Origin of the sequence: Rhodococcus sp. BL-253-APC-6A1W, from assembly GCF_012843405.1 — a bacterium.
Lineage (GTDB): Bacteria > Actinomycetota > Actinomycetes > Mycobacteriales > Mycobacteriaceae > Rhodococcus.
In genome coordinates, this window is the sequence record NZ_JABAFB010000006.1 from 136,064 (window position 1) to 158,401 (window position 22,338).

The window sequence follows — 22,338 nt, forward strand, 5'->3', positions numbered from 1 at the left end:
GACGTACGAAAGGGCGGGTGTGTGCAGTGCACACACCCGCCCTTTTTCGGAATCTCAGACCACCTGCAACTCCAGTTCGTCGCCGGCGACGTCGACTTCGACGCGTCCGCCCTCGACCAGCGTGTCGTCGAGCAGCAGATCCGCGATGCGGTCGTCGACAACCCGTGCGATGGACCTCCGCAACGGGCGGGCACCGAACTCGGGCTGGTGCCCGTGACGGGCGATCCACTCCACGGCCTCGGGGCTGAAGTCGATCTCGATGCCCTTGGCCTGGAGCCGCTTCCGGCTCTCGTCGAGCAGGAGATCGGCGATCCGGTGCAACTGTGCGTCGTCGAGCCTGCGGAAGACGACGATCTCGTCGATGCGGTTGAGGAACTCCGGCCGCATCGATTCGCGTAGCCGTCCCATCACCCGGTCGCGCAGCGGCTTCTCTTCCGCCTCCGCGTCGCCGGTGGTGAACCCGATGGCCCCACCACGGCTGGAGATGATGTCCGATCCCAGGTTGCTGGTCATGATGACGACGGTGTTCGTGAAGTCCACCGTGCGGCCTTCACCGTCGGTGAGACGGCCGTCGTCGAGCACCTGCAGCAGGGTGTTGAACACATCCGGGTGCGCCTTCTCGATCTCGTCGAGCAGCACGACCGAGTACGGGTTGCGACGGACCTGCTCGGTCAGCTGACCGGCCTCGCCGTAGCCGACGTACCCGGGCGGGGCGCCGACGAGCCGGCTCACGGTGTGTCGTTCGCCGAACTCGCTCATGTCGACGCGCAGCATCTTGCGCTCGTCGCCGAACAGGACCTCGGCCAGCGCCTTCGCCAGCTCGGTCTTGCCCACGCCGGTCGGGCCGAGGAACAGGAAGCTGCCCACCGGGCGGTGCGGGTCGCTCATGCCCGAGCGGCTCCGGCGGACGGAACGTGCCACCGCGCGCACCGCCTCGTCCTGGCCGATGACGCGCTTGTGCAGCTCGTCCTCCAGTGTGCGGAGACGGTCCTTCTCCACCTTGGTCATCTGCGTGACGGGGATTCCCGTCGCGCGCGAGACGACCTCGGCGATCAGTTCGGTGCCGACCACCGGGACGTCCGCGTCAGCCGGCGCACCGGAGTCGATGCGCTGCTGGATCCGGACGATCTCGTCGCGGACGCGCGAGGCTTCCTCGTAGTCCTCGGCCTGCACCGCGCGGTCCTTCTCGGCTTCGAGTTCGACGAGCCGGTCCCGCAGCTGTGCACCGTCGACGCGCGGGGTGTGCAGCCGCAACCGCGCACCGGCCTGGTCGACGAGGTCGATCGCCTTGTCCGGCAGGTGCCGGTCGGGCAGGTATCGCACCGACAGGTCGACCGCGGCGTCGAGGGCCTCGTCCGTGTAACGGACACCGTGGAATTCGGCGTACCGGTCACGCAGTCCGTGGAGGATGGCGACCGTGTCCTCACGGCTCGGCTCACCGACCATCACCGGACCGAAGCGCCGTTCGAGCGCCGGGTCCTTCTCGATGTGCTTGCGGTATTCGTCGAGTGTCGTGGCACCGACGATGTGCAGTTCGCCGCGGGCGAGCTTGGGCTTGAGGATGTTCCCCGCGTCCATCGCCCCGTCGTTGCCGCCACCGGCGCCGACGACGGTGTGGAGTTCGTCGATGAAGACGATCAGTGCGCCCGACTGTGCGGTGATCTCGTCGAGCACCTTGGTGAGGCGTTCCTCGAAGTCGCCGCGGTAGCGGGTGCCCGCCACCATGCCGGTCAGGTCGAGTTGGACGATTCGCTTGTCGCGCAGGTTTTCCGGTACCTCGCCGTCCACGATGCGCTGGGCGAGCCCTTCGACGATCGCGGTCTTGCCGACACCTGCCTCGCCCAGGAGAACCGGGTTGTTCTTGGTGCGGCGGGACAGGATCTCGAGCGTCTGCTCGATCTCGTCGGCGCGGCCGACGACGGGGTCGATGCCACCGCTCCGAGCGCGCTCGGTGAGGTCGACACCGAATTGGTCGAGCGTCGGGGTCGCGGAGTCGCCACCCGCTTCGGCCGGCGGCACCGGCTGGAGCGCCGTCTGCAGGGACTGCGGGGTGACACCGAGGGAGGCGAGCAACCGTCCCGGGGCGCGGGTCTGGTCCGCGGCGAGCGCGAAGAACACGTGCTCGGGGTCGATGTAGGTCGAGCCGAGCGCGCGCGAGAGCTGATGTGCCTCCAGCAACGCGGTCTTGACCGCCCCACTGAGTGCGGGAGCCGACACGCCGGAGTCCGGGTTGCTCTGCGGCAACCGCTGGTCGACAGCCGCGACGACCGCGGCCGGATCGGCTCCGGAGCGGGCCATGACGGTGCGGGCCGGATCGGTTTCCGCCATGGCGCGGAGGAGGTGCAGCGCATCGAGGTCGGCGTCGCCGCGTTCTGCGGCGAAGCGAGCCGCGACCGCCATCAGTTCCTGCGTACCGCGGCTCATGAAGCGGGAGAGGTCGATTCGGCCGGGTCCGCCAGGCCCGAAGAATGCCGTCATTCCGAAGCCTTTCTCTTGACTTGAGCCTTACTCACTCAACTAACGTGCCGAACACTTCATCAATTCCGAAGCCCTAGGGCAAATGAAGGTGAGCTACGTCACGGCGAACGAGAAGACTTTGTATTGTGCACAACACAACGGTGCGCTACTTTATTTCACGTGTCGGATCCTTTCGCTCTCGATCAGCAGGTGTGCTTCGCGCTCTACCGCGCGTCGCGCGCCACCACGGCGGTCTACCGGCCGCTCCTGGACCGACTGGGCGTCACCTACCCGCAGTACCTGGTACTGCTCGCACTGTGGGAACGCGACGCGCGCGGAGTGCAGGACCTGTGCGACGCCCTCGACCTCGACACCGGCACACTGTCGCCTCTTCTGAAGCGACTCGAGTCGGCCGGGCTCGTCGAACGGACACGGCAACGCGACGACGAGCGACGTGTCGTCGTACGCCTCACCGACGCCGGCAACGCGCTACGGAAAGAAGCCGCGGACATCCCCGGTTGCGTGGCGCGCGCAGGCCGTCTGGAACTCGACGAACTCGCCGAACTCCGCGACACGCTCCACCGCCTGACCGCCGCGCTGCAGCACGCAGCCGGCGACACCCCCGAGGAAAGGTAGGACCGCCATGAAGATCCTCTACACCGCAGAAGCCCTCGCCACCGGAGCCGGACGCAACGGCCACGCTCGCACCAGCGACGGCAAGCTCGACGTCGACCTCGCCATGCCCACCGAGATGGGCGGCAACGGCGAAGGCACCAACCCCGAACAGCTGTTCGCCGCGGGCTATGCGGCGTGCTTCCACTCGGCACTGCAGATGATCGCCCGTCAGGAGAAGGCCGACATCAGTGACTCCGCCGTGGGCGCCCGCGTCGGTATCGGCCCGACCGACGGTGGCGGATTCGGCCTCGCCGTCACCCTCGAGGTCACCTTGCCGAAGCTGTCCGCCGAACAGGCCCGCGAGCTCACCGAGAAGGCTCATCAGGTGTGCCCGTACTCCAACGCGACCCGCGGCAACATCGAGGTCACCCTCGAGATCTCCGAAGACTGACCGATTACCCGGGCCACCCGGCCTCACCACGTGTCCATGCCGCGTCCGCGTAGCGTGGACACGTGGGTATGCAGGACGGGTCGCGGCTCGCGAAGTTCGCGGCCGAGGTGGGATTCACGCTCGACGACTTCCAGATCGACGCCTGCCGTGCGCTGGAAGAGAACCGAGACGTGCTGGTCTGCGCCCCGACCGGAGCCGGGAAGACGGTGGTCGGTGAGTTCGCGGCCTACCTCGCGCTCGAGTCTCGTCAGAGCTCACCCATGTTCCGGGACTCCACTCCTCGCGGCACCTGCTTCTACACCACGCCCATCAAGGCGCTGAGCAACCAGAAGTACAACGACCTCGTCGAGCGATTCGGTGAGGGCGAGGTGGGCCTGCTCACCGGGGACATCACCCTTCACCCGCACGCCCCCGTCGTCGTCATGACGACGGAAGTCCTGCGCAGCATGCTGCATTCCCGCTCCCCCCTCCTCGACGGCCTCACCCACGTCGTGATGGACGAGGTGCATTATCTGGCCGACCGGGAACGAGGCGCGGTCTGGGAAGAGACGATCCTCTACCTTCCCCGCTCGGTGCGGCTGGCCAGCCTGTCGGCCACGGTGAGCAACGCCGAAGAATTCGGGGCATGGATCCGCCGGGTGCGCGGCGAGACCACCGTGATCGTCGACGAGGTCCGCCCGGTCCCGCTCACCCAGCACATGCTCGCCGGGGGGCGGTTGTTCGCCCTCTTCTCCCCCGGCACCGGGACCATCGACGACACCCTCGACCGTTACATCGCACATCGGCAACTCGCCGACGCCGCTCCATCCCCCGGAGCGAGGAAACGCCGTAAGCGCCGGACCTCGGCACCCCTTCCCGCGGGCGGTGATCGCCCGGAGATCGTGGCGCGGCTCGAGGCCGAACAACTCCTGCCCGCCATCTGGTTCCGCTTCAGCCGGTCGGGATGCGACGCCGCCGTCACCGAATGCCTCGACTCTTCCCTGCGTCTCACCGAGGCCGCGGAGGTCCCGCAGATCCGCGCGATAGCCGACCGGCACACGGCTTCTCTGCCCCCGGCCGACCTCGACGCGGTCGGCTACTCCGACTGGATCGAGGGGCTCGAGCGTGGATTCGCCGCACACCACGCCGGCCTCGTTCCGGCATTCCGGCACGCGGTCGAGGACCTGTTCACGCGCGGGCTCGTCCGCGTGGTGTTCGCGACCGAAACCCTCGCGGTGGGGGTCAACATGCCGGCCCGCACCGTCGTACTCGAACGTCTCGTCAAACCGACGGCAGCCGGACCTGTGCGCCTGACGCCCGGGGAATACACCCAGCTCACGGGCCGCGCCGGTCGGCGCGGGATCGACGAGGAGGGGCACGCCGTGGTGCTCTGGCAGCCCGACACCCTCCCCGCCACCGTTGCCGGACTCGCCTCGACGCGCGCCTATCCCCTGCACAGCTCGCTGCGCGTGGGCTACAACACCTGCGTCAATCTGATCGACCGCGTCGGCCTCGACGGCGCACGCACACTTCTGGACCGTTCGTTCGCCCAATTCCAGGCGGAGCGATCGGTGCGCGCGCTGTCCGACGCGGTACGGACGAATACCGCGCTGATCGCCGACCTCGAAGCCGAACTCGCCGATGCAGCAGGTTTCACCGAATACCGGAGTCTGTACGAGCGTCTCGCGTTCGCGCGCACCACGGCATCCGCGGACACCGTCACCGCGCTCGCCCGCGCGGTGCGTTCACACCCGGGCCACCGGCGGCCCGACCGGGCGCACCTCCTGGCCGTCGCGGGCCGGCTCGGCACCCTGGTCACCGACACGGAACGAATGCGCGTGCGGATCGAGGCCGTCACCGGACGTCTGCGCACCACGTTCGATCGCACCCTCGCCGTGCTCGAGGAACGCGGCTACGTGATCCTCGACCCGGCCGGTGAGTCGGCGTACGTCACCGACGACGGACGACGGCTCGGCCGGATCTATTGCACGAGCGACCTTCTGGTGGCCGAATGCGTGCGGACCGGAGCATGGGACGGGCTCGAACCCTGCGAGCTCGCGGCAGTGGTCTCGACTGTGCTCGGCGAGACGCGGCACCGCACCGCCGCGGCGTCCGGACGGACCACCCCGGCGGTGGACGAGGCCCTGCGCGTCACCATGCGCCTCTGGGGCGAACTGGCCGCAGCGGAACAGCGCCACGGTTTGACGGTGAGCCCCGACCCGGACCCGGTGGCCGTCGGGGCCGTCCACAGCTGGGCCCGCGGCGACGGCCTTGCCGCAGCGCTGCGCGTCGCGTCGGAATCGGGGCTCTCCGCGGGCGATCTCGTACGTCGCTACCTGCGCACCCTGGACCTCGTCGACCAGACCGGTCTGTGCCGCCGCGACGCCCTGCCTCCCGTGTCGTTCACGTTGACGTGAGCGGCGACCGCACGTCGCACAACTGCTCGGACAGCGACCACAGGCTCGCGGCGACGCCCTGGTCGTGCGACCGCGCGTTGGACTGCACCTTCCCGGGGTGTCCTCGCATCTCGAACAGGCCGCCGGGCCCGTAGAAACCGCCGGGTTCCGCATCCACGGCGGTCGCGGCGTAGAGGGACGGGAGTGCTCCCATCGCGGCCGACTGGCCGATGACCGGAGTCACCCACTCGACGAGCTTCCCGTACCGCGACTCGCTCCGGTACTGCAGGTTCGTCGACGAGTAACCCGGGTGTACCGCAAAGGATTTCACCGGCGATCCGTGCGCGGTGAGCCGTCGCTGCAACTCGTAGGCGAACAGGAGATTCGCCAGCTTCGACTGGCCGTACGCGGGCCACCGCTCGTAGCGGCGCCGCTCCCAGTTCAGATCGTCCAGATCGATCTTGCCGATCCGGTGCATGGTGCTGCTCACGGTGACGACGCGATCGGTGATGCGCCCGAGAAGGAGCATGGTGAGCGCGAAGTGGCCGAGGTGGTTGGTGCCGATCTGCATCTCGAAGCCGTCGGCGGTCCGCCGCTGCGGCACCGCCATGACGCCCGCATTGTTGACGAGCACATCGATGGTCGGGTGGGTCGCGGCGAGGTCCGCGGCGAACGCACGCACCGACGACAGGTCGGCGAGGTCCACTTTGCGCACCTGCGCGTTCGGACCGATGTGCGCGGCCACCTCCTCTCCCTTCGCGACGTCGCGGCACGCCAGCACCACCTGGGCGCCGGCACGCGCGAGCGCCCGCGCCGTCTCGGCGCCGAGGCCGCTGTTCGCACCGGTCACCACGACCGTGCGGTTGCTCTGATCGGGAATGTCGTTCGCTGTCCATGCCGCCATACCCCGCACACTACGTACGCATCGGAACCGGCAACAGGGCTCGCCGGACTCTCGCCGGACCGAGGCATTCCCTGTCTGCCCCGCGCCTCGTAGAGTGCACCCGGGCGCGAGTCCCGCAGGGGCACACGGGGGCGCGGACGAAGGGGAGGGGTTGCATCGATGGCGTACCGGAACGGGTCTGCCGACCGCGAGGTCGGCGAGGCACTGCGGCAGGGAGATCCCGCGGCGACAGCACGGCTGTACGACTTGTACGCGCCCGGATTGTTCGCGTACGCCTGCGGGTTCGTCGACGCATCGACTGCCTCCGATGTCGTGCACGACTCGATCTGGATCGCGGTGCGCCGAATCGACGCTCTCCGCGACACCGGCTTGTTGCGGGCGTGGCTCTACGCGATCGTCCGCTCCGAGTGTGCGCAGCCCGGGCGTGCTGCCGGCACGGTCGGCTTCGTTCCCGCCACCGATCCCGCGGCGCCACCGCTCCGTCCCCAGTTGTACGCGGTCCGCGACGCGGTGGGCAGCCTCGGCGCGATCGAACGCGAGGTCCTCGAACTGGCGGTGCGCCATCATTTCACCAACCAGGAGATCGACGCGATCCTCGGATCCGCCGCCGGAGACGGCCGCCCGTTCGCTCGCGCTCAGCAAGCGGTCGACCTGGCGGTACCGGCCGTTCCGAATGCGACCGGATTGTTCGCGGCCGTGCCGCCCGTTCCGCTCCCCCGCCGCCTGCGCGACCGTGTGCTCACGGCGACGCCCCTCGACACGGAACTCGCCGACATGGGACGCCGTATCGAACCGTTGAACCGGAACGGATTCCCCGTCGCCCGCCGTGGGCGCCGGAAAACGGCAGCGATCGCCGCGGTGGCAGCGGTGCTGGTCCTCGCCGTAGTCGCCGTGGTCGTCCTGCCAGGTTCGGAACCCGAGGAATTGTCGGCACCACCCTCTCCGACGTCCCGTTCGGTGGATCTTCCCCCGTCCCAGACACCCGTCGTCACGGCCTCTCCCGTAAGCAGATCCGAGACGCCGACGACGGAACCCCCGATCTCTAGCACCACAGCCGAACCCATCGTCGAGACCACCGTCTACCCCGGTGCCGGCACGGTGATTCCGGTCGAGGAAAACGTGGTCACCACCTCTGCCCGCACCTCCGCACCCACCTCGCAGCAGGCGTCGGTCACGTCCACAACCCGCGACATCACTCGGTACCCGCGGCGGACGAAGCCCCAGGACGACAGTCGCTCGGAGGACAAGGAGCGGGACGAGCGCCCCGCGACCACGCCCCAGCCCACGACGCGCGCCACGCTCCCGACGACCACGCGGGCAGCGGCCCCCTAGCGCACCCGCCGATGCCGGTTGGTGTTCTCGGCGTCGACCGAGGGCCCGGCGACTCGTCGCTGTCACACGAGCGAGACGCAGCGGACACATCAGGGGCTTACCGTCGCGTCGTCGTCGCCCGTGTTCGCCGGACAGGAAGGAGCCACCGCCGTGGCGCCACGTCGCAGATCGGTGCTTGTCGACCGGCTCCGAGTGGACGTACCCGGACGGCCCCAGGACGCGATCCTCGAGGAGTTGCGGCGCGTGTTTCTCTCGGGCGCAGCACCACCGGGCACACCTATACCGGTGGGTGAGGTCGCGGAGATGTTCGGAGTCAGCCGCATCCCCGTCCGCGAGGCACTCAAGACCCTCATCGGTGAGGGACTCGTCACCCATCGCCAGAATCACGGGTACACCGTCGCCCAGTTGACGGCGGAGGAACTGCGCGAGTTGTATCTCGTCCGGGAAACACTCGAATCGGCCTCGCTCGCGGCGGCTGTGCACAACGCCACCCCGGAGGACTACCGGCTCGCCGAGCAATCACACAAAATACTCGAACGCTCAGTGCACGAGCACGACTCGCACACCTATCACCGCGAGAGCCGCGTGTTCCACATGACGCTCGCTCGCCCGTCCCGGATGCACCGGCTTCTGCACATGCTCGAATATGCCTGGAACATCACCGAACCGGTCCAGCCGATGGTGCACGTGAGCGACGCGGAACGTGCCGACCTGCACCACGAACACCAGGCCATGCTCGACGCGTTCCTCGCGCGTGACACCGAGCAACTGCTCGCGGCCTACGAGCATCACAACCGGCGCCTCGACGCAGCCATCGCGACGCTTGCGGCAGGTGCCGGGCTGCTGCCCGCGGAAGATATACAGTTCGGGTAATCCTGCGGCAACCTCGCGCAATTAGCGTTCGGCGCATCGAGTTTCCCCACCGCCCAGGAGCACCCATGACCGAAGTGCTGATACCACGCGACGACGCCCCCGTTCCGGGTCCGCCCGCCGCCGATTACGATCCGCGGCTCACCAACGACGACCTGGCACCGCTGAAGAACCAGCGCTGGGGCTCGTACAACATCTTCGCGTTCTGGATGTCCGACGTACACAGCGTCGGCGGCTACGTCACGGCCGGGAGCTTGTTCGCATTGGGCCTGGCGAGCTGGCAGGTCCTCGTCGCCCTCCTGGCGGGCATCACCATCGTCTACTTCTTCTGCAACCTCGTGGCCAAACCGAGCCAGGCCACCGGTGTTCCCTATCCGGTGATCTGCCGCAGTGTCTTCGGCGTGCTGGGTGCGAACATCCCCGCCATCATCCGCGGACTGATCGCGGTGGCGTGGTACGGGATTCAGACTTTTCTCGCCTCGGCCGCACTCGACGTGGTGCTCATCAAACTCTTTCCCTCGCTCGCCCCGTACGCCGTGGTCGCCGACTACGGGTTCGCCGGGCTGTCCGCTCTCGGCTGGGTCAGCTTCCTCACCCTGTGGGTGCTGCAGGCATGCGTGTTCTGGCGCGGCATGGAGTCCATCCGGCGTTTCATCGACTTCTGCGGGCCCGCCGTGTACGTCGTGATGTTCCTGCTGTGCGGATACCTGATCTCGAAGGCCGGCTGGAGTGCGATCGACCTGACGCTGGGCGATGTCACGCACACCGGCTGGTCGTCGGTGCCGGTCATGCTCGGCGCAATCGCCCTGGTGGTCTCGTACTTCTCCGGCCCCATGCTGAACTTCGGAGACTTCTCCCGGTACGGCAAGTCGTTCGGCGCCGTCAAGAAGGGCAACTTCCTCGGCCTCCCCCTCAACTTCCTGGTCTTCTCGCTGCTCGTGGTGATCACCGCGTCGCTGACGCTCCCGGTCTACGGCGAACTGATCACCGACCCGGTCGAAACCGTCGCCCGTATCGACTCCACCTTCGCTATCGTCCTCGGAGCACTCACCTTCGCGATCGCCACGATCGGCATCAACATCGTCGCGAACTTCATCTCGCCGGCGTTCGACTTCTCGAATGTCAGCCCGCAGAAGATCAGCTGGCGGGCGGGCGGCATGATCGCCGCGGTCGGTTCGATCCTCATCACCCCGTGGAATCTGTACAACAACCCGGAGGTCATCCACTACACCCTGGAAACCCTCGGTGCGTTCATCGGCCCGTTGTTCGGCATTCTCATCGCCGACTACTACCTGGTCCGCAAGCAGAAGGTGATCGTCGACGATCTGTTCACGATGTCCGAGAAGGGGGCCTACTGGTACAGCAAGGGCTACAACCCCGCTGCAGTCGTTGCCACCGTCGTCGGTGCGGCTGTCGCGATGACCCCGGTGCTGTTCAACAACGCCCCCGGCATGAGCGCCGCTGCGCAGTACAGCTGGTTCATCGGGTGCGGGCTCGGCTTCGTCGTCTACCACCTGCTCGCGACCCGCACCCGGTGGGCAGTCCGCATCCCCGAGACCGCCCCCGCGCAGGAAGCCGTCTGATCGCATGTTCCTCAAGGTCGTCAACCCGAACACCACGTGGGCGATGACCGCCAAGATCGAGGCGTGTGCCCGGGCCGTCGCAGGCCCGGGCACACGCCTCGAGGCGGTCAGCCCGGAGATGGGACCGCCGTCGATCGAAAGCCACTACGACGAAGCACTAGCCGTCCCTGGTCTGCTGGCGGAGATCGAGAAGGGAGAGCGCGACGGTGTCGACGGTTACGTGATCGCCTGCTTCGGCGACCCCGGTCTCGATGCGGCGCGGGAGATCGCGGCCGGACCGGTCGTGGGGATCGCCGAGGCCGCCATGCACACCGCGACCCTTCTGGGCCGGAGCTTCTCGGTCGTCACGACACTGGGCCGCACGACCGGGCGGGCCCGGGACCTCGCCGACCGGTACGGGATGCGCGACTCGTGCCGGGGTGTACACGCGTGTGAAGTCCCCGTGCTGGCGCTCGACACCGACCCGGACGCTCGCAAGATCGTCACGGAAGCCTGTCTCGACGCGTTGTGCGCAGACGGATCCGACGTCGTGGTACTCGGCTGCGCGGGGATGGCCGACCTGTGCGCCCAAATCTCTGCCGACCTCGGCGTCCCCGTCGTCGACGGTGTCACCGCGGCAACGCTGACGGTGCAGTCGCTGGTCACCATGGGACTCGTCACCGGAGGGAAGCGCGGCGAGTTCGCGCCTCCGCCTCCGAAACGTTATTCCGGAATGCTGCAGAGCTTCACAACATTCCGGTGAGGCACCGCGACCCGTCGTGAAGGAATGTCAGCTGGTCGTACTCCGCCGGGGACACGCGCAGCGGTGACCCCTGCAAGCAGAGCCCCCCGACCACCTCGGCATCGTGGTTGCGGATCGGCACGGCCAGCGCCGATCGTCCCACGCGGCATTCCTGATTCTCGAACGCGTGACCGACGAGCCGGGTCCTGGACAGCTCCGATTCGAGAACGTCCGGGTCGCAGACGGTGTACTCGGTCAGTTTGCGGAGTTCGAGACCCACGCTCATCCCGGGATTGTGGGCGAGCATCACCTTTCCGAGCGCGTTCGAGTGAAGGTTCTTGGCCAGCAGCGCGATACCGACGATCTCGTGGTCGGGGTCCTGATCGACGAACCGCAGCCTGCCACCGGCGAACGAGGCCACGTGCAACCCGAAACGGGTGTGCGAGCGCAACTCCTCGACCGTCTCGTGCAGTGTGGGTGAGGTGTCCGTCTCCACCGCGGCACGGGACAGTTCGGCGGTGCGCCGCCCGAGAGCGAAGCCCGACAGGTCGGGTACGCGCACCAGGAAACCTTCGGCAACAAGCAGATTGAGCATCCGGTAGGCGGTCGTGGGGGCAACATCGGCAAAGTGGGCGATTTCCTTCGCTGTGGCACCCGGTCCGAGATGCGCCACGGCCTCGAGCATTCCCAGTGCTTTCTGTACAGCCTTGGGCTGCTGCCCACCGAACCCCACTGCGGCGTCGGACTGGGTGGTCATCGCCGGTCTCCCGGCAGCGAATGAGCCGAAACGAGTTGCGGTCGTCCGTCGTCGTCGAGTACCAATTCGCCTGCGCCGGGCAGCAGGTCGGTGGTTTCCGGGCTGTCGAAGGCGCCCATCGTCGCCAGCGACTCCGGCCGGAGCCGCTTCAGCACGGCCGCCCACACCACGCCGGCCAGTCCGACGACGAGCACGGCGGTCGGTATCCCCCACTGCCCGTCGCTGATCCCGGAGAGCGTGAGATATCCGAGCAGTCCGGCGCCCACGCAGGCGATACCCACTGCGACCACGGTGGTCGTGCGGGCATCCTCGCCGATACGTCGCAGGAACCTCAGACACGAGACGGCGAGCAACGTGTAGGCACCGACCACGGCGACCTCGACGAAACCGTCGAACACGATCGAGTCGCCGAGGAAGATCACCAGGTACATCCACGCGCCGATCACCACCGCGGCGGTGAACACGATCACTGCGACATACGGTGTGCGGAACCGTCGATGGACACGGGACAGGCGTCGAGGAACGGTGCCCTCGATGCCCATCGCCAGCAACAGCCGCGAACCCGCCTGCGCACATCCCAGGGCGGATGCGAACCAGGAGAAAGTCACTCCGACCTTGACCGCCACCACCATCGCGGTGCTCGCTCCCGAGGCAGTGCCCTCGAAATACGCGGCCACGACCACGTCCGCGTGCCCGGTCAGTGCGGCCCATCCGGCGAAGACGAACACCGTTCCGCACAGGATCGGGGTGACCAGCACTGCCCGGGTCACTGTGATCAGGGGTCGCCTGGCCTCGGCCCCGAAGAACGCCGCGCTCTCGAATCCCGCCATCCCGAACACCACCATCAGCGCCAGGAACGGCAACGTTGCGGCGGTGCCGGGTGCGACCGAGGAGGTCGGAGTCCCGGGGTCGGTGACCATCAGTGCGCAGATGACCACCAGTGAACACAGTTCCACGACGAGGATCGCCCGCGTCGCGAGACGGACACCGCGTACCGCAATGGTCGCGACGACACCTGCGACGAGCCCCGCGCACACCAGCAGCGGTACAGTCCCGGACACGGCACTACCGAGAGCGGTGGCGATTCCCAGCAGGCTCACCGCGGAGTTGGCCAGAACCGAAATCGCGATGCCGAGATAACCGAGCAGCAGGGCCGCGCCCATGGTGAGGGTGGCACGCCGGGGAAGTCCCTGGAACGCAAAGCTGTACAACGACCCCGCGGCAGCGAGCCGGCGGGTGAACTGGGAGATGCAGAACGCGACCGCGACGACCACCGCGGTGGTGCCGAGGATCGCCGCCAGCCCTGCGACTCCAGGATCGGCGGAAATGATCCACGAGGCGATGAAGATCATTCCCGTCGCGGGGGCCACCGTCGACAGGGACTGACCGATCAGGTCGATCTGCGAGAGTTGACGTCGGTTCAGCGCCCGCAGGGGAGAAAACACCGGTGTGACGGCCGGTGCCGTATTCCGGGATCGCGCGATCGCCGCTCCCAGCGCACCACCGATCCGTGACCCACCACCGCCACGCCTGCCGCTCGCCACGGGCACTCCGATCGTCCGTCGGCCCGTCTTCGGACCCGGGCCACCAGCGGAAACAGTAGAACTCCCGTGTTTCCACTTGGTTTCTTCGCCTCATTTGTCTCATTCTTTTCAGAAGTGTGGCGCACGTGACGGTCGTGTGAATCCAAGTGGAAATCGGGAAGCCCCCGCCACCTGCCACAACGCCGCCTTCCTGCCCTCCGCCGCGATCCGCGTCACACCCCGCCCCGGGTGACCAGCACAAACAGGTCCGGAACGTTGCAGGACACTTTTCCACTCGGCGACCGCACAGTGTTTTCCTGCGCGACGCAAAAGTGCCGCATCTGCTCATCAGGATTGGCCCGACGACAGAGAGGGCGTGATCCATGTTGTGGGCGATGGTCGCATCGATACTCGGGGGGACGCTCCTGCTCGCGGGCATTCCGAAGCTCCGCGACCGGGACGGGCTTCTGACCGTGGTGAAGGGGTACCGGCTGCTGCCGCACCGAATGGAACGTGTGGTGGCGGGTTCGCTGCCGCTCGTCGAGGTTCTGGTGGGAACCGCATTGATCCTCGGGATCGCCGGTGTGTGGGCGGCGTCGGGCGCCGCACTGCTGTTCGCCGCCTTCGCGTTCGGGCTGACAGCGAACCTGGCGCGGGGGCGGCGTGATCTCGACTGCGGTTGCTTCGCGTTCTCTGCCCACGAAGTGCCGAGGATCGGGTGGTTCCACGCGGTCCGCGCGGCATCGTTCGCCGTCGCCGCACTCGTCCTCGCGGCGACCGGTTCCGCGGAGATCGCTCCGCTCGAGCGACTCATCGGAGCGGCGAGCGGCCTGCTGGTCGTACTGGCTGTGGTCGCGGTCGTGCAGATCAAAGCCGTCGTGCACGTCGGCTGGCGTCCGGTCGACGACTACCTGACCTCCGCGTCGATCAAACTCCGCGCTGTGAGCGCCGAGTCGCGGTACGGCTCCTAACCCTCTCTTCAGCCCCACCTTGCACAGATAGGACTACTTCGATGACAACATTTCTGCTGGTGGCCGTCGTGGTGCTGACCGTCGCGGTCGCACTGCTGTTCCTCATGACCCTCGCGCTCGCACGGGAGATCGGCCGCGTCCAGGTCCGGCTCGGTCCCCTCGGAGCGCGGATGATGGATACCGGCCCGAAGGTCGAGCAGGCCGGCCCGTCGTTCGCCGGGCTCGTCGATCACGTCGGCCGCTCCGTGCGGGTGGGCGGGCACCGCGACAAGGCGCAGTTGCTGATGTTCACCGCGCCGAGTTGCAGCACCTGCAAGAGTCTGCTGCCCGGCCTGCGTGCGATGGCCCGCGCCGAAACCGATCTCGACGTCGTCATCGTCTCGGACGGCACGCCCGAGGAACACCGGGAGTTCTTGGCCGGCAGCAATATCGGCGACGAACTGAGCTACATCGACGCCCGCGACGTGGGCATCGCCTACCAGGTGGGCACCACACCGTACGGGGTGATCCTCGACGAGCACGGCAAGATCCGCGGTAAAGGCCTGTGCAACCACATGGCCCAGGTCGAGAGTCTGCTCAACGCTCTCGAGTCCGGCACTCCGTCCCTCCAGCACCTGCATGCGCAGGCGAAGTCTGCCTGACCCGTCCCGAGAGAGAAGGAGCCTATGCCATGGAAGAACACAACATGACCGAGAACCGATATCCGGTCGATGAGGACACCGTCCGCGAACAAGCGGACTGGATGGCGGGCAAAGGTGGATCCTTCGTCAGCCGCACAGGACGCAAGCTGTCCGAAAGCACCTCGCGCCGTTCGATGCTCAGCAAGATCGGCCGCTGGACAATGGGTGTCTCGGGTGTCGCGCTGATCAGCTCGCTGCCGGTCACCCGTAGCGCGATGGCACAGGAACTGCCGCCGGAGCCCGCGCCCCCCGAGGTCCCGGATCCGCAGTTCATCACGTTCGACGGCAAAGATCCGGCGGAGTGCGAGTACTGGCGCTGGTGCAACATGGACGGCACCTCGTGCGCGGCGTGCAACGGCGGCGGTGTGACCACCTGCGCTCCCGGCAGCCGCCCGGGCGCCGAGTTCTGGGTGGGCTGCTGCACCAACCCGGACACCGGAAAGACCTACCTGATCGCCTATTACGACTGCTGTGGCGCACCGTCGTGCTCCAACGCCTTCTGCGGCGAACCCGACATGCAGGCCATCATGTACAACCCCGTCTCCGGCAGCTACGACCAGGAGATCATCTGGTGCGTCTCGGACGAGTCCCAGGCGTACACCTGCACGATGGCGCCCATCATCGGCGAGGACTGCCAGACCCGCCCCGCAGCTCGTCCGAAGGTCGGTGCCGGAGCATGACATCTCGATCCAGCAAGCGCATTCCCCGTACCGCCGCGATCGCCGTTCCGCTCGCCGCCGCGATCGTTCTCACCGGATGCAGTTCGGGCGACGACGAAAGTCCCGCCGCCGGCGAGGTCACCTATCCGACCGTGCCTTTCACGACACCCGGTGAGGGCATCGGTCTCGGTAGCGAGGACCAGGAGATCGGCTCCACCTTCCCCGAACCGGTGCACGTTTCCGAGATCGAGCCGATCAAGTCGACCGAGTTGCTTGCCGTCGGTGACGGTTACGGTCTCGAGATCGGCCTCAATGCGCTCGATCCCGTGACCGGCGTCGCGGGAAGCCGTTTCGTCGTGGGCCCGGGCATCTGGGATCCGGTGATCCACGGATTCGTCGGTAATACGCCCGATGACCCCGCCGTTCTCGCGGCCGAGGTGTGGCGCCCCCGCGGGTCGCGCGGTGCCGCGGACTTCACCGTCAGCACGTACTCGGGCAACCTGCTCGAGCCGTCGGAGGTCCTCCTCCCCGACTACGCGCGCGTCCACTCGCGGCCGGGCTCGAATGCGGTGACCTCCGACGGAAAGTACTTCGTGACCTGGGACGACGGCTTGTACGGCGTGCGGGTCGTCGACCTCGAGGCGAAGAAGGAGAGCGGGGCACTCCAGATCATCGGCTGCGGCCCGTTCACCTGGATGGTCGGGCACGAGCTCTACAGCGTCTGCGAAGACACGCGCGAGCTGATCCAGATCTCGATCGACGACGCGGGTGTTCCCACCGAGACCGCGCGGGCCAAGGTCCTGCCCGACGATTTCGTCAGCAACCGCACGGTCACCTGGGCCGACGACGCCGACTCGGCACTGCTGGTGGGGGCGAACGGCGACGTGTTCGTCCTCGATTTCTCGAACGGTCTCCCGTCGGACCCCGTAACGCCGATCGGCAACGCGGGGCAGGACTCCGGGCGGTTCGCGGGCAATGCCATCAACAACACCGGAACCCGGATCGCAATCGAGTACACCGACTCGGTGGTCCACCCCCACTCCGCTCGCGGCGGTGACGTCGTGAAGATCGACCTCTACGACGCAGCCACGTTCGCGCCCGTGAAGACCCTCGATCTGGCGACGCTCGGGCTCACCGGCATCTCGAGCATGGCCTTCTCGGTCGACGGCAAGACGCTGTACGTGGTGGGATCCGGCCCGGAGGTGGACGGTGAATCCGCGCAGACGATCGTGGGGATCGCCGCCGAGACCGGCGAACAGGTCAGTTCGGTGGAGGTCACGGGAACCGTCGAAGACGTCGGGACACTCCTGACACCTCAGGTGCTCGAATGACCCGGTCAGGACCCATCCTCGATCGGCGGGGTTTCCTCCGCATCGGCTCCTTCGGAGCCGGTGCGGTGGGCCTCGGGGTGCTCGGCCTCGGTGCCGCCTCGTGTAGCTCGGAGCAGGCGGAGCCGGCAGCAGCCCTCGACTACATCGCTCCCACCGACCCCGAGATCGCGGCGGCGGAAGCAGCTCGAGGATGGAACGGGCGCGAGGTCCCTGTCGCACTGACGGCGGCGGTGGCCACCGTGGACCTCGGTGGGCGTCTCGTCGACACGTGGTCGTACGGCGGTCGCGCGGCGGCACCCGAACTGCGGGCGAGCGTGCGAGACAAGATGCTCGTGTCGGTGCGCAACGACCTGCCCACGGACACGACTCTGCATTGGCACGGCATCCGTATTCGCAACGACATGGACGGTGCCGCTCCGGTTACCCAGGACCCGATCGGGACCGGGGGCGACTTCCTGTACGACTTCGTCGTCCCGGACCCGGGCACCCACTGGTACCACTCGCACAGCGGCCTGCAAGCAGATCGTGGCCTGTTCGGTGCGCTGGTGATCGAGGATCCGGACGACACGTCCGGCGCCGATGTCGACGCGGTACTCGTTCTCGACGACTGGGTCGACGGACTCGGCACCACTCCCGAGGCCGTCCTGTCCGCGCTCAATCCCGCGATCTCCGGCGGTCACGGCGGTCACGGGGGCCACGGGGGTGGCGCTGCGGTGGAACACACCGCCGACGAGAGTTCTGCCGCACTGGCACTGGTCTCCGGGGGCCACGGTTCATCCGATCCGTTGGGCGGCATGACCCAGCACATCGGATACCCGCTGCACCTGATCAACGGACGGCCGCCGAACGACCCCGAGGTCGTCACGGCTGCACCCGGCAGCCGCGTGCGGTTGCGGATCGTCAATGCCGCCGCCGAGACGCCGTACCGGTTCGCGGTGGCGGGCCACGAACTGACCGTGATCGCCGCCGACGGCTTCGACGTCACGCCCACCACCACCGACACCCTCATCATCGGGATGGCGCAGCGGTACGACGTGCTCGTCACGCTGAAGTCTGGTTCGTGGCCGATCGTCGCGAAAGTCGAGGGCCGGGACGGGTATGCGTCGTCGGTACTGCGTTCGAACGACGCCGCGCCGCTGCCGAACCCCGACGTCGGGGGTTCGATCGCAGAACTCGGCGGACGTCTGCTTCCCGAGAGCGCACTGCGGCCGGCCGATTCGGTCCGCCTGGAATCTCGTTCGCCCGACAGGGATTACCGGGTGGAGCTGATCCAGGCCGGGGACCGCTACGTATGGGGTATGGCCGGGCCGGACGCCGGAAAACTGGTGATGCGCGAAGGCGAACGGATCCGCATCACGATGGCGAACAACAGCACGATGTGGCACCCGATGCACACGCACGGACACACCTTCGCGGTGCCGGAGTACGGAGGACTCCGGCGCGACACCGTCAACGTGCTCCCCGGCACCGAACTCGCGATCGAGTTCGATGCCGACAACCCTGGCGAGTGGATGTTCCACTGCCACAATGCCTATCACTTCGAGGCAGGGATGACCGCGAACCTGCGGTACATCCGATGAGAGGACAGCTGTGAAGAAACTGATTCCGTTTGCCGTGGCGCTCGCCGCCTCCGCCGTACTGACCGCGTGCGGTTCGTCCGACACCTCGGACGAACCTGCCGTGGTCATCGACGTGGCGAACATGGCCTATTCGCCCGCCTCGGTCACGATCGAGGCCGGACAGACCGTGCAGTGGCGCTTCGACGACAACGGCCTGCCCCACGACGTCGCGGGTGACGGTCCGCTCGAAGGCATTCTGCAGAGCGAACTGCTCACCGAGGGCACGTACGAGTACACCTTCGACGATCCGGGCACCTACACGTACCACTGCACGCCGCACAAGTCGATGGTCGGCACCGTCATCGTCCAGTAGTGCGGCAGCCGGTAATGCTGCACCACAACCGAATCGGACACTGGGCGATCACCGCCGGGATCGCCGCAGTGCCCCTGACAGGATGCGCCGTCGCAGACACTCCCGACGCGGTGATCGAGATCAGCAATGTGCAGTTCAGTCCGATGGACGCCACGGTCGGAGTCGGCGACACCGTCGAATGGCGGTTCGACGACGGCGGCCTCCTCCACCACGTGGAGTCGCCCGGCGAGTTCGACAGCGGGATCACCGGCGACGGCACCTATTCGTACACGTTCGACCGTCCCGGCACCTACACCTATACCTGCTCGATCCACCCGTACATGACCGGAACGGTCACCGTCCGCCGAGAAACGAGCGGGACTTTCGTACACAGCAACGACTCTGGAGGTTTCCGATGACCACCGTCCTCACCCACGAACCGATCTCCACCGATCTCCCCGATATCCGCCCGACGCTCGCGGGCGCCGTATCCACCACTGCGCGGCTCGGCCTGGCCGCCGGTGCCGCAGTGGCCGGCGCCGGTGCCGCGACGCTCGCGGCACCGACGGCGGCGACGGCTCTGACCGCCGCAGTCGTCGGCGCCGGGCTCGTCACCTCGCTCGCGGCGAACTGGTCAACCTGCGGAATGTCCGTGGCCGGTGTCGTCGCGGCCCCGAAACAGCCCGGCCGCAAAGGAGCATCGACCCCGCTCCGACGACTGGGCTGGCACGCGCTCGGATCGGTAAGCACCGGTGCCGTCACCGGCGCCGTCCTCGGTGCACTCGGTTCGGTCACGGCGGCGAACCTGTCCCCGTTGTGGTTGCTGTTCGGATGGGCCGTGTTCGCGCTGGCCTACGGCTTGCACGAGATCGGCGTCGTGTCGATGCCTGCTCCGATGCGACGGCAGCAGTTGCCCCGGCACCTGCGGCGGACCATGTCTCCGTGGAAGGTGTCGCTGCTGTTCGGCGCGATCATCGGCCCCGGATTCCTGATCTTCATCCGGTCCAGCGCGTACTACCTGCTCGTGCTCGGTGTGCTCGCCGTCGGGTCGCCCGCCCTCGGCGCCGCGATGTTCACCGTCGTGTCCCTCGGCCGGTGCATGCCGAGTGTCGCAGCGATCGCGCACACCCGTCGCGGTGGCTCGATGCCGGGCTTCCTGTCGGTGATGTGTGTCGTCGACCGCCGCGTGCAGGCCGTGACCGGTGCCGCTCTGGTCGGCCTCGCCGCGTTCGCCGCGATCTCGCTGATCTGACACGGGCATACCGACGCAGGTGCCCCGGATCTTCACGGATCCGGGGCACCTGCGTCGAACCTGTTCTCAGAGACCGAACCGCACGCCCGTCACGCGCTCGGACAACTCCCACAGCCGGCGTGCTGCTTCGGGATCGCGAGCCCGCGCGGAGCAGCCCGCGGTGTGCGGCGACCCGTAGAGTTCGAGAAAGCCGTCGGGACCGATGTAGCCGCCTCGCAGTCCCGGCTCGGTGGCGGCGTAGAGCACGGATTCGGCGCCCTGCTCCGGGGTGCGCTGCAGAATCTTCTTGCCGAACCCGAAGAGCCGGTCGAACCAGGTGCCGGTGTGGCTTCCGACCTCGGTGGCCGCATATCCCGGATGTGCGGCGAGTGACCTGACCGTTGATCCGCTCGCGTCGAGTCGCCGAGCCAGTTCGAAACTGAACATCAGGTTCGCGAGCTTCGACTGGGCGTACGCGGCAGCGCGGTGGTACCGCCGCTGCTCCCAGTTCGGATCGTCCAGATCGACGCGCCCGAGGCGATGCGCGGCGCTGGAGACGGTCACCACCCGATCCGTGACCATGTCCAGCAACAGTCCCGTCAACGCGAAGTGCCCGAAGTAGTTGGTGCCCATCTGCATCTCGAATCCGTCGGCGGTCCGCTGCAGCGGTACGGCCATCACACCGGCGTTGTTGATGAGCACGTCGATCGTCTCGTGGGTGTCCCGCAAGCCGCACGCGAACTTGCGCACCGAGGCCAGTTCGGACAGGTCCAATCGGTGCACCGACGCCCTCGGGCCTATCGTCTCGGCGACGCGCGCACCTTTGTCCACGTTGCGGCACGCCAGGACGACGTTGGCGCCGGCAGCACCGAGCGCTATGGCCGTCGCCTCCCCCACGCCGCCGGTCGGACCGGTCACCACGAAGGTCCGGCCCACCTGCGACGTGGACGCGTCAGGCGCCAATCGAGTTCTTCATCATCGGAAGCATCGCCCACAGTTCGTCCTGCCAGTAGCCCCACGAGTGGGTGCCGGCGATCGGGAACGAGAAGTGGGCGGTGTCGATTCCGAGCGTGGCGAGCCGTATCTGGAATGCGCGGTTCTGGACACGGGCAATGGACTCGAGACCCATCGCATTCGCCGTGTTGAACACACCGATCGCCGAGTCGGGGCGGTCGTGCTGTCCGGGAAGACCGGTCGACGCGGAGATCCACATCGGCAGTCCCCGCAGCATGGGAGCGGCGACGAAGGGATCGTGCCGGAGCCACGCCGGATCCCACGGCGGGCCCCACATCGCGTCGGAGTTGTAGCCGCCGGCGTCGAGCATCGCCAACCGGATGGCTTCCCGCATGCCGGGTGCCGACAGGTTGAGGTATCCGGACATCGACCCGGCGAACGTGAACTGGTCGCGGTGATGAGCCGCGAGGATCAGTGCCGCGTTGCCGCCCATCGACAACCCGACCACGGCGTTGCTGCCGCGACTGATCCCGTAGACGGCGGCGAGATGGTCGGGAAGATTCCGGGTCAGGAACGATTCCCACTTGTACGTGTAGGGCTGCGCGTTGAAGTTGCTCGGGGCGTACCAGTCCGCGTAGAAACTCGACTGACCACCGACCGGCATGATCACGTTGACGCCGTGGTCCGAGAGCCACGCGGCGTTGGTCTCGTGTTCCCACCCGCTGACGTTGTCGGTCGCACGCAACCCGTCGAGTAGGTAGACCGCCTTGTTGCTGCCGTTGTTCGCGCGCCAGATGCGAACCTTGATCTGGCCGACGCCACCGGGCGCTGCGACCCAGTCCTCGTGGAATCGCGAATACGGGTCGGCGGATGCGGTGCCCGCAGTCACCCCCGTGAACACGAGCGTCAGCGGAAGAACCACGGCCACGAGCAGGCGGACGAGAGCGCGCCGACTCGGTCGCCGGCTCATAGTTCCGGACGAGTTCTTCACACCAAGATCCCCCTTGCACATG

General features: G+C 67.5%; 21 protein-coding genes. 15 read left to right on the plus strand and 6 right to left on the minus strand.

What is annotated here, in order from left to right:
- Window positions 1–54: 54 nt before the first annotated feature.
- A complete protein-coding gene (locus tag HF877_RS10985) occupies window positions 55–2,478 on the minus strand; it encodes an ATP-dependent Clp protease ATP-binding subunit (protein ID WP_169621209.1) in 2,424 nt (807 codons plus the stop codon).
- A gap of 159 nt (window positions 2,479–2,637) precedes the next feature.
- Between HF877_RS10985 and HF877_RS10990 the strand changes: the two genes are divergently transcribed.
- From HF877_RS10990 to HF877_RS11000, 3 genes are all read left to right on the plus strand, one after another.
- Entirely contained in the window at window positions 2,638–3,093 is a 456-nt protein-coding gene (locus tag HF877_RS10990) for a MarR family transcriptional regulator (protein ID WP_169621210.1), read from the plus strand.
- A gap of 7 nt (window positions 3,094–3,100) precedes the next feature.
- The gene (locus tag HF877_RS10995) at window positions 3,101–3,523 is read left to right on the plus strand and encodes an organic hydroperoxide resistance protein (RefSeq protein ID WP_169621211.1); all 423 of its coding nucleotides are present in this window, start codon (window positions 3,101–3,103) and stop codon (window positions 3,521–3,523) included.
- Window positions 3,524–3,591: 68 nt separating this feature from the next.
- Window positions 3,592–5,919 (plus strand): DEAD/DEAH box helicase, encoded by a 2,328-nt coding sequence (locus HF877_RS11000; RefSeq protein WP_206037002.1) that lies wholly within the window; start codon window positions 3,592–3,594, stop codon window positions 5,917–5,919.
- Here the strand turns inward: HF877_RS11000 and HF877_RS11005 are convergent.
- Complete coding sequence (locus HF877_RS11005) at window positions 5,906–6,802, minus strand: oxidoreductase (protein ID WP_169621213.1); 897 nt, start codon at window positions 6,800–6,802, stop codon at window positions 5,906–5,908. The two genes, HF877_RS11000 and HF877_RS11005, sit on opposite strands and share 14 nt — an antisense overlap.
- A gap of 159 nt (window positions 6,803–6,961) precedes the next feature.
- On the opposite strand from HF877_RS11005, the gene HF877_RS11010 reads away from it, so the two are divergent.
- From HF877_RS11010 to HF877_RS11025, 4 genes are all read left to right on the plus strand, one after another.
- On the plus strand, window positions 6,962–8,134 hold the full coding sequence (locus HF877_RS11010) for a sigma-70 family RNA polymerase sigma factor (RefSeq protein ID WP_169621214.1): 1,173 nt from the start codon (window positions 6,962–6,964) through the stop codon (window positions 8,132–8,134).
- 150 nt (window positions 8,135–8,284) lie between these two features.
- A complete protein-coding gene (locus HF877_RS11015) occupies window positions 8,285–9,007 on the plus strand; it encodes a GntR family transcriptional regulator (RefSeq protein WP_169621215.1) in 723 nt (240 codons plus the stop codon).
- A 65-nt stretch (window positions 9,008–9,072) separates the two neighbouring features.
- Window positions 9,073–10,587 (plus strand): NCS1 family nucleobase:cation symporter-1, encoded by a 1,515-nt coding sequence (locus HF877_RS11020; RefSeq protein WP_169621216.1) that lies wholly within the window; start codon window positions 9,073–9,075, stop codon window positions 10,585–10,587.
- A gap of 4 nt (window positions 10,588–10,591) precedes the next feature.
- Window positions 10,592–11,329 (plus strand): aspartate/glutamate racemase family protein, encoded by a 738-nt coding sequence (locus HF877_RS11025; protein ID WP_169621217.1) that lies wholly within the window; start codon window positions 10,592–10,594, stop codon window positions 11,327–11,329.
- On the opposite strand, the gene HF877_RS11030 is transcribed toward HF877_RS11025, so the two are convergent.
- Both HF877_RS11030 and HF877_RS11035 read right to left on the minus strand, forming a co-directional pair.
- The gene (locus HF877_RS11030; RefSeq protein WP_169621218.1) at window positions 11,313–12,065 is read right to left on the minus strand and encodes an IclR family transcriptional regulator C-terminal domain-containing protein; all 753 of its coding nucleotides are present in this window, start codon (window positions 12,063–12,065) and stop codon (window positions 11,313–11,315) included. The genes HF877_RS11025 and HF877_RS11030 overlap by 17 nt on opposite strands.
- Complete coding sequence (locus HF877_RS11035; RefSeq protein WP_346765113.1) at window positions 12,062–13,609, minus strand: APC family permease; 1,548 nt, start codon at window positions 13,607–13,609, stop codon at window positions 12,062–12,064. The genes HF877_RS11030 and HF877_RS11035 overlap by 4 nt, the downstream gene beginning before the upstream one ends.
- A gap of 374 nt (window positions 13,610–13,983) precedes the next feature.
- On the opposite strand from HF877_RS11035, the gene HF877_RS11040 reads away from it, so the two are divergent.
- Genes HF877_RS11040 through HF877_RS11075 form a run of 8 tightly spaced genes read left to right on the plus strand, consistent with a single transcriptional unit; the run spans window position 13,984 to window position 20,392 of the window.
- Window positions 13,984–14,559 (plus strand): MauE/DoxX family redox-associated membrane protein, encoded by a 576-nt coding sequence (locus tag HF877_RS11040; protein ID WP_240952270.1) that lies wholly within the window; start codon window positions 13,984–13,986, stop codon window positions 14,557–14,559.
- A 41-nt stretch (window positions 14,560–14,600) separates the two neighbouring features.
- Window positions 14,601–15,200, plus strand: a complete 600-nt coding sequence (locus HF877_RS11045; RefSeq protein ID WP_169621220.1) for a redoxin domain-containing protein — start codon at window positions 14,601–14,603, stop codon at window positions 15,198–15,200.
- Window positions 15,201–15,229: 29 nt separating this feature from the next.
- A complete protein-coding gene (locus tag HF877_RS11050; RefSeq protein ID WP_206036962.1) occupies window positions 15,230–15,919 on the plus strand; it encodes a methylamine dehydrogenase light chain in 690 nt (229 codons plus the stop codon).
- A complete protein-coding gene (locus HF877_RS11055) occupies window positions 15,916–17,229 on the plus strand; it encodes a hypothetical protein (RefSeq protein ID WP_169621221.1) in 1,314 nt (437 codons plus the stop codon). Before HF877_RS11050 ends, HF877_RS11055 begins: the two co-directional genes overlap by 4 nt.
- Window positions 17,226–18,809 (plus strand): multicopper oxidase family protein, encoded by a 1,584-nt coding sequence (locus tag HF877_RS11060; RefSeq protein ID WP_169621222.1) that lies wholly within the window; start codon window positions 17,226–17,228, stop codon window positions 18,807–18,809. The genes HF877_RS11055 and HF877_RS11060 overlap by 4 nt, the downstream gene beginning before the upstream one ends.
- A gap of 10 nt (window positions 18,810–18,819) precedes the next feature.
- Window positions 18,820–19,161 carry a plastocyanin/azurin family copper-binding protein gene (locus HF877_RS11065; protein ID WP_169621223.1) on the plus strand — a complete coding sequence of 114 codons (342 nt, stop codon included), beginning with the start codon at window positions 18,820–18,822 and terminating at the stop codon, window positions 19,159–19,161.
- Window positions 19,161–19,559 carry a plastocyanin/azurin family copper-binding protein gene (locus HF877_RS11070; protein WP_346765114.1) on the plus strand — a complete coding sequence of 133 codons (399 nt, stop codon included), beginning with the start codon at window positions 19,161–19,163 and terminating at the stop codon, window positions 19,557–19,559. Before HF877_RS11065 ends, HF877_RS11070 begins: the two co-directional genes overlap by 1 nt.
- Window positions 19,556–20,392, plus strand: coding sequence for a methylamine utilization protein (locus HF877_RS11075; protein WP_169621224.1), 837 nt, complete (start codon window positions 19,556–19,558; stop codon window positions 20,390–20,392). Before HF877_RS11070 ends, HF877_RS11075 begins: the two co-directional genes overlap by 4 nt.
- A 66-nt stretch (window positions 20,393–20,458) precedes the next feature.
- Here HF877_RS11075 and HF877_RS11080 read toward each other — a convergent pair whose 3' ends face one another.
- The gene (locus tag HF877_RS11080) at window positions 20,459–21,334 is read right to left on the minus strand and encodes an oxidoreductase (RefSeq protein WP_169621225.1); all 876 of its coding nucleotides are present in this window, start codon (window positions 21,332–21,334) and stop codon (window positions 20,459–20,461) included.
- Complete coding sequence (locus HF877_RS11085) at window positions 21,324–22,295, minus strand: alpha/beta hydrolase family protein (RefSeq protein ID WP_169621226.1); 972 nt, start codon at window positions 22,293–22,295, stop codon at window positions 21,324–21,326. The genes HF877_RS11080 and HF877_RS11085 overlap by 11 nt, the downstream gene beginning before the upstream one ends.
- Between the last annotated feature and the right edge of the window lie 43 nt (window positions 22,296–22,338).

What these genes read in the sequence shown, in the direction of transcription:
- HF877_RS11005 (WP_169621213.1), bottom strand. Translation starts at nt 6,802, where the DNA reads ATGGCGGCATGGACAGCGAACGACATTCCCGATCAGAGCAACCGCACG.
- HF877_RS10985 (WP_169621209.1), bottom strand. Translation starts at nt 2,478, where the DNA reads ATGACGGCATTCTTCGGGCCTGGCGGACCCGGCCGAATCGACCTCTCC.
- HF877_RS11050 (WP_206036962.1), top strand. Translation starts at nt 15,230, where the DNA reads ATGGAAGAACACAACATGACCGAGAACCGATATCCGGTCGATGAGGAC.
- HF877_RS11085 (WP_169621226.1), bottom strand. Translation starts at nt 22,295, where the DNA reads ATGAGCCGGCGACCGAGTCGGCGCGCTCTCGTCCGCCTGCTCGTGGCC.
- HF877_RS11040 (WP_240952270.1), top strand. Translation starts at nt 13,984, where the DNA reads ATGGTCGCATCGATACTCGGGGGGACGCTCCTGCTCGCGGGCATTCCG.
- HF877_RS10995 (WP_169621211.1), top strand. Translation starts at nt 3,101, where the DNA reads ATGAAGATCCTCTACACCGCAGAAGCCCTCGCCACCGGAGCCGGACGC.
- HF877_RS11075 (WP_169621224.1), top strand. Translation starts at nt 19,556, where the DNA reads ATGACCACCGTCCTCACCCACGAACCGATCTCCACCGATCTCCCCGAT.
- HF877_RS11025 (WP_169621217.1), top strand. Translation starts at nt 10,592, where the DNA reads ATGTTCCTCAAGGTCGTCAACCCGAACACCACGTGGGCGATGACCGCC.
- HF877_RS11060 (WP_169621222.1), top strand. Translation starts at nt 17,226, where the DNA reads ATGACCCGGTCAGGACCCATCCTCGATCGGCGGGGTTTCCTCCGCATC.
- HF877_RS11000 (WP_206037002.1), top strand. Translation starts at nt 3,592, where the DNA reads ATGCAGGACGGGTCGCGGCTCGCGAAGTTCGCGGCCGAGGTGGGATTC.
- HF877_RS11055 (WP_169621221.1), top strand. Translation starts at nt 15,916, where the DNA reads ATGACATCTCGATCCAGCAAGCGCATTCCCCGTACCGCCGCGATCGCC.
- HF877_RS11045 (WP_169621220.1), top strand. Translation starts at nt 14,601, where the DNA reads ATGACAACATTTCTGCTGGTGGCCGTCGTGGTGCTGACCGTCGCGGTC.
- HF877_RS11010 (WP_169621214.1), top strand. Translation starts at nt 6,962, where the DNA reads ATGGCGTACCGGAACGGGTCTGCCGACCGCGAGGTCGGCGAGGCACTG.
- HF877_RS11020 (WP_169621216.1), top strand. Translation starts at nt 9,073, where the DNA reads ATGACCGAAGTGCTGATACCACGCGACGACGCCCCCGTTCCGGGTCCG.
- HF877_RS11030 (WP_169621218.1), bottom strand. Translation starts at nt 12,065, where the DNA reads ATGACCACCCAGTCCGACGCCGCAGTGGGGTTCGGTGGGCAGCAGCCC.